General features: G+C 64.4%; 6 protein-coding genes. 2 read left to right on the forward strand and 4 right to left on the reverse strand.

All coding sequences use genetic code 11. The annotated features are described in order from the left end of the window. Window positions 1–1,737 (reverse strand): GH92 family glycosyl hydrolase (locus tag AB4Y84_RS10920; protein WP_442250124.1); only part of this gene is annotated, 1,737 nt, incomplete at its 3' end. Between the two features lie 494 nt (window positions 1,738–2,231). Here AB4Y84_RS10920 and AB4Y84_RS10925 point away from each other — a divergent pair. Further along, window positions 2,232–2,447, forward strand: a complete 216-nt coding sequence (locus AB4Y84_RS10925) for a hypothetical protein (RefSeq protein WP_442243665.1) — start codon at window positions 2,232–2,234, stop codon at window positions 2,445–2,447. Window positions 2,448–2,545: 98 nt separating this feature from the next. Here the strand turns inward: AB4Y84_RS10925 and AB4Y84_RS10930 are convergent, their stop codons facing one another. Then, entirely contained in the window at window positions 2,546–2,869 is a 324-nt protein-coding gene (locus AB4Y84_RS10930; RefSeq protein WP_025874401.1) for a thioredoxin family protein, read from the reverse strand. Window positions 2,870–2,874: 5 nt separating this feature from the next. Further along, window positions 2,875–3,291, reverse strand: a complete 417-nt coding sequence (locus AB4Y84_RS10935) for a baeRF12 domain-containing protein (protein WP_025874400.1) — start codon at window positions 3,289–3,291, stop codon at window positions 2,875–2,877. A 587-nt stretch (window positions 3,292–3,878) separates the two neighbouring features. Here AB4Y84_RS10935 and proP point away from each other — a divergent pair. Beyond that, window positions 3,879–5,366, forward strand: a complete 1,488-nt coding sequence (gene proP, locus AB4Y84_RS10940; RefSeq protein ID WP_033831231.1) for a glycine betaine/L-proline transporter ProP — start codon at window positions 3,879–3,881, stop codon at window positions 5,364–5,366. 49 nt (window positions 5,367–5,415) lie between these two features. On the opposite strand, the gene AB4Y84_RS10945 is transcribed toward proP, so the two are convergent. Beyond that, on the reverse strand, window positions 5,416–5,906 hold a 491-nt coding region (locus AB4Y84_RS10945), incomplete at its 5' end, for a hypothetical protein (protein WP_442250125.1).

Consider the following 5,906-nt stretch of genomic DNA (forward strand, 5'->3'; position numbering starts at 1 on the left):
CACGTACCATGAGTACTGCCAGGCATTGCCTTCGGTGTAGTCGGTGCCGTAGCCACTGGCGCTGGGGTCGAACGGCGTACGGAAGCTGCCATCGCGCTTGCGCGCACGCATGAAGCCGGTGTCCTTGTCGAAGGCGTTGCGCCAGTTGCCCGCGCGCTTGTCGAAGGTTGCGGCCACATCGGTCTTGCCCATCGCCTGCGCCATGCGCGCGATGGTCCAGTCATCGAACGCGTATTCCAGCGTCTTGCTGGCTGCTTCGCCCTCCTCGTCGATCGGCACGTAGCCCAGCTCACGGTACTGCGCGATGCCATCGTAAGGGCCGTAGTTGGCGGTCTGCACCATCGCCTTCAGCGCCTTGTCCGCGTCGAAGCCGCGAATACCCTTCACGTAGGCATCGGCGATCACCGGCACCGCGTGGTAGCCGATCATGCACCAGTCTTCCAGGCCGTGGAACGACCACACCGGCAGCATGCCGTAGGGGCTGTGCTCATGATGGGCGAGCATCGAGTTGACGAAATCGCTGTTGCGCTTTTCCGGCTGCACCAGGGTCAGCAGCGGGTGCAGCGCCCGGTAGGTATCCCACAGCGAGAACGTCGAATAGTTCGTGTAGCCCTTGGCCTGGTGCACGGCGTTGTCAGCGCCGCGGTACTGGCCGTCGGCATCCATGAACAGCGTCGGCCCCAGCAGCGTGTGGTACAGCGCGGTGTACGCGCTGCGACGCGCGTGTTCGGGTGCATCGATATCCAGCACCGACAACGCCTGCGTCCACTCCTGCTTCGCCTGCGCGCGCACACGGTCGAAATCGAAGTCGGCCACTTCCGCATCGAGGTTGGCGATGGCGCCCGCCTCGCTGACCGGCGAAATGGCCACCTTCACCACCAGCGGTGCATCCAGCTTGCCGAAGTCGAAGGTGCCCACCAGCTGCCGCCCCTCGATCTGCGCGCGCTGCGCCGGGTCCTTCTCGCCCGGGGGCGCGAAGCCCTTGTAGACGATGTCCTGTTCGGTGTTGTGCAGCGCGTGGCTGGCCAGCGGCCGCGAGAAGCGCATCGCGAAATAAAGCTGGCGGCCGGCGGCCCAGCCACGCGTCTCGCGGAAGCCGGTGATGGTGCCATCGCCACGCACGCGTACCCGCGACCACAGGATCTTGCCCGGGTAGTCATACATGCTGGTACGCATGTCCAGCAGCACCTTGCCTTCGCTGCCCTTCGGGAACGCATAGCGATGCACGCCCACGCGGGCGCTGGTGGTCAGCTCGGCGCGCACCTTGTAGTCGTCCAGGGTGACCGCGTAATAGCCCGGTTCGGCCTTCTCGTCATCGTGGCGGAAACGCGAGGCGTAACCACTACGTGGCTTTTCAGGGTCGCCGCGTTCCAGGCCAGGGTTGCCGGTGAACGGCATCAGCAGGATGTCGCCCAAATCGGAATGACCGGTGCCGGAAAAGTGCGTGTGCGAGAAACCGACGATGCTGCTGTCGTCGTAACGATAGCCCGCCGCCCAGCCGTAGGCCTTCTCGCGCGGCTGGATGCGGGTGTCCGGGCTGAGCTGGACCATGCCGAACGGCACCGTTGCGCCGGGATAGGTGTGCCCCTCACCGCCGGTACCAATGAAGGGATCGACCGAGGCATAGGCCTTGTCGGCGGAGGTCTTGGCCGGGGCGGCCGCAGCCAGGCCGGAGGCGAACATCGCCGTGGCGGCGACAGCGATCAGGAGACGACGGTCCAGCGTGGGCATCGGCATTTGGATCGATTCAGGTGGTGGTCAGATCCTAGCACCGGGGTGGCGGTGTCGCATGCTGCAGTGCGGATGCCGCCTTCAACGCGTGCATCCGCAACCGATTGGATGGATCGACACTGGAATTGAAGGGATGCTGCCAGGGCTGGCAGACCCATTTCGATGCGAATGCGCAAGCGGTTGTCGGAATGGGCACTACTGAGACAACTCAGCCCGTAAATGGAGACGTCCAGATGCAATGCCGGGTGGAACAGACCGCCAATGCGTGCGCAGGGTATCCGCGCAGCGCGAACACCGCTGCCGGGCTTGGAACCCCGGAATGAGCTACGGGAGCTGCTTGCCGTGACTACGGCGGGCGGTGCGCGGCGGCCGCATGGCCCTCCGGCTTTTCCCAGAGCTCAGCCGAAGTTCCAACCCCGCACCGCCCGCCACCCTTGCGGTGGCCACGTCCCCTCAAGGAGCCATCGCATGTCGCATGAACCGCCCATCCTTACCCCGAAATGGAATCCCTGTTCTTCCGCATCGAGCACGCTCTGAACACCGCCGAGGGCATGGCGATGATGATCGGCGAGAACGAACCGGCCGACCCACAGGCACATCTGCGCCCGGGTTACAGCGCGCAGAAGATCAGTGTTGCGATGATGGCRCTGAGCCAGCATGGCCGGCGGTTGCTGCATGAACTTCGCGAGCAGCATGTGCGGGTGACGCTGCATTGAAGCGTGTAGAGCCGAGCCCATGCTCGACTCTGGTGTGATCGAGCACTACGGTTGGTGACGGAGCAAGCCGAGCATGGGCTCGGCTCTACAGGAGCCGGTCAATCCGGCAGCGCGCTCTGCAGTGTGGCGAGATCTGCCGCATCCACCGGCCGCACCACGCGCGCAACTTCCGTGCCATCACGCAGCAGGATCACGGTCGGCCACAGCTTCACCTGGAACGAGCGGCCCAGCGGCTTGCCCTTGCCGTCTTCGATTTTCCAGTGCGGCAGATCATGTGCCTCGACGAAAGCCTGCAGTGCCGGTTGTGCAGCCTGGCAATGGCCGCACCACGGTGCACCGAATTCCAGCAACAGCCAACCGGCCTGCGCATCCACCTCCGCGCGGGCCGGCTCGGCTGCCACATGGTCACGCATGAAGGGCATGCCGGTTACGCCTGCAGCGTGCGCTGGATGTCTTCCAGCGGCGCGTTGGTGAGATCCTTGGCGATGTCGGCCAGCAAGCGCGCCTGCGTCTCCTTATGCAGCAACGGACGGATGCGGCCCAACGTGGTGGGATCGGCAATCAGCACCAGATGCGCATAACGGTTGTTGAGCGCGTCTTCATTGAGCTGCTCGGCCACCTGCTTGGCGAAGGTCGCCTCGTTGAGCTGCGAGATCGACATGTCCTTGGGCACCGCACCGGATGGCCCCTGACCGGACACACCCTGTTCGCTGATGTCCTGCAGGCGCAGCTCGCCTTCCTGTTTCAGGGTGAGCTTGTGCTCGTTGCCGACGTTGGTGAACACGCGGGCCGAGCCACCATCGGCGACGATAACCAAGGTGCCTTCGGGAATGCGACGGGTCATGCGTTACTCCTTGCGTTGGTTCGTGACCACCGTAAAAGCCATGGCGTGAGCGAAGCGAGCACAACATGTTCATTCGATGTGCGTGGGTCATGTGCATGAACAGGCAACATGGAACGCTGCGTTTGTACTGACGCGATTCTCGGCACGCTCACACTGTAACCGTTATCATGAACGCATGATCGACACGACCCACTGCACGTCAGCATCTGTTGCTGGCCTGCGGGAAGCACTGCCGACCGGCGCTTCGCTTTCCATCATTGCCTCTCCCTCGCCTTTCCATCGCCTCGCGCTGGATCCCGGCGGATGACGCCTGCGGGCCCTGCCCCGCCTGTTCCCTGCGCCTGCCCCACCCGCGCGTGCGCTGACACGTAATCGGACCCATCCGTTCGTCCTGCATGTCGCTCTGCGTTCTGGCAGCGGGCAATGCGTGTTGCGTGCGCGGCGTTTCATCGCACACGCCTTTCGCCCCCTTCCGGGTCTTCCATCCGATGCCCCTGCGCCTGCTGCGCCAGCATCGCCGTTTCCGAATTCCGGGACATTCGTACCGCCCATTCCAACGCCATTTCCATTCTTCCAAGGGAGTCCCCATGCAGGACAACTCCGATGCCCATGCCCATTTCGGCTGGTTCAAACGCCGCCGCCATCTGAAGGTCGACGAGATCACCGTTGTCGACAAACCCATGCTTAAGCGCGCCGTAGGCGCCGCTGCACTGGGCAATGCGATGGAATGGTTCGACTTCGGTGTCTATGGCTATCTTGCCGTCACCATCGGCCAGGTGTTCTTCCCGTCCAGCAACCCCACCGCACAGGTGATCGCCGCGTTCGCCACGTTTACTGTGGCCTTCCTGGTACGTCCGCTGGGCGGCATGGTCTTCGGGCCCCTGGGCGACCGCTACGGGCGCCAGAAGGTACTGGCCTTCACCATGATCATGATGGCACTGGGCACGTTCGCCATCGGCCTGATTCCCTCCTATGAGCGCATCGGCATCTGGGCGCCGGTGCTGTTGCTGCTCGCACGCGTGGTGCAGGGCTTTTCCACCGGCGGCGAGTACGGCGGTGCGGCGACCTTCATCGCCGAGTACTCCACCGACCGCAACCGCGGCCTGATGGGCAGCTGGCTGGAGTTCGGCACGCTGGGCGGCTATATCGCCGGTGCCGGTACGGTGACCGCACTGCACATGCTGCTGAGCAGCGAACAGATGCTGGACTGGGGCTGGCGCATTCCGTTCCTGGTGGCCGGCCCACTCGGCCTGCTGGGTCTGTACATGCGCATGCGGCTGGAGGAAACGCCAGCGTTCCGCGCGTTCGCCGAAGAGGCCGAGAAGCGCGACCATGAGCGCCCCGGCCTGGTCGACCTGTTCCGCGTGCACGGGCGCCAGCTGATCGTCTGCATGGGCCTGGTGCTGGTGTTCAACGTGACCGACTACATGCTGCTGACCTACATGCCCAGCTACCTGAGCGTGACCATGGGATATGCGGAGAGCAAGGGCCTGCTGCTGATCATCATCGTGATGCTGGTGATGATGCCGTTGAACATCGTGGGTGGCCTTTTCAGCGACAAGCTGGGCCGGCGCCCGATGATCATCGGCGCCTGCATCGCGCTGCTGGTGCTGGCGGTGCCGAGCCTGCTGCTGGTGGGCAGCGGCAACGACTGGCTGATCTTCCTTGGCCTGATGCTGCTGGGCCTGGCGCTGGTGTGCTTCACCAGTTCCATGCCGTCCACACTGCCGGCGCTGTTCTATACGCCGGTGCGCTACAGCGCTCTGTCGATCGCCTTCAACGTCTCTGTGTCGCTGTTCGGTGGCACAACGCCGCTGGTAACCGCCTGGCTGGTGGAACGCACGGGCGATCCGCTGGTACCGGCCTACTACCTGATGGGCGCGGCGGTGATCGGCCTGATCACGATGATCTTCGTGAAGGAAACCGCCGGCCTGCCGCTGCGTGGTTCGCCGCCGGCCGTGGGCTGCGACAAGGAGGCGGCCGCGCTGTTGAAGAGCGATGCACCGGTCACGGTGGACCGCGCCCTGCCGCCGTTGCCGGACGTGGCCGAACCGGAACAGGTGACCCCAGCCTGAGTGGCTGCGGTGGCGCCAGGCATTGCCTGGCGCTGCCGTCAGCGCAGGGCTAGTCGGCGCGGGTCAGCTTGCCCGGGGTCCAGCGCAGGGTCCAGACATAGTCGCCATCAGGCGGGCAGACATGCTTGTAATCCACGACATCGCACGTGCGTGCACCGGCAGCGACCTTGAACGCGACGATGATGCGGTCACCTTCGATCCTGATGGAGTGCACCGCACCAGGAATCTGCTCACCCGCGTCATCGCCGTAGCCTGAAGCGCGGATGGCGGCGAAATCCTCTGCCTCCACCGGCGACAGACTCTTCGGGTTCTCCTGGCCACGCGGGTCGTTCCTGCTCAACGCGGTCATCACCGCCACCACATTGCTCTGMGCGAACGAGCCACCGGTATAGGTCGATGTGTAGAGATAGATGACCTCTGCGCGGCCATCACCGTCCAGATCGGCAACGGCGGTCCACACGGGACGGAAATCACTCTCGATGTCATCGCCTGGGATACGCCGCAGCGAAGCTTCGGCTGCGTGGAACGCCTGTACCAGGC

The organism is Stenotrophomonas sp. 2YAF22, assembly GCF_052114665.1.
Lineage (GTDB): Bacteria > Pseudomonadota > Gammaproteobacteria > Xanthomonadales > Xanthomonadaceae > Stenotrophomonas > Stenotrophomonas indicatrix.